Raw genomic sequence first — 402 nt, 5'->3', positions numbered from 1 at the left:
CCGTTCCTGCTGCCGCTGCTCTTCCAGGTGGGCTTCGGCATGCGGCCGGTGGACGCCGGCCTGCTGATCCTGGCCTACTTCCTCGGCAACCTCGGGATGAAAGCGGTGACCACGCCGACGCTCAGACTCTTTGGCTTCCGCCGGGTGCTGGTGGTCAACGGGGTGATTGCCTCGCTTGCAATCGCGGCGTGCGGCGTGATTTCGCCGCAGACACCGCTGGCACTTGTCGTGGCGTTGATGCTGGTCGCCGGTCTGACGCGCTCGATGCAGTTCACGGCGCTCAACACGCTTGCCTTCGCGGATATCGGCGCGCCGCAGCGCAGCTCGGCCGCGACTTTGTCCAGCATGCTGCAGCAGGTGGCGATGCTGTTTGGCGTGGCCGTGGCCGCGGCGATCCTCAAC

At 66.7% G+C, this 402-nt stretch carries 1 protein-coding gene; it reads left to right on the top strand.

All coding sequences use genetic code 11. The features are described 5' to 3' along the window. On the top strand, positions 1 to 402 hold a 402-nt coding region (locus tag EOA60_RS37185; protein WP_348632768.1), incomplete at both ends, for an MFS transporter.

Origin of the sequence: Mesorhizobium sp. M1A.F.Ca.IN.020.06.1.1, from assembly GCF_004023265.1 — a bacterium.
Lineage (GTDB): Bacteria > Pseudomonadota > Alphaproteobacteria > Rhizobiales > Rhizobiaceae > Mesorhizobium.
Note: the sequence above shows the minus strand (reverse complement) of the source record. Positions and strands in the feature narration are given on the sequence as shown.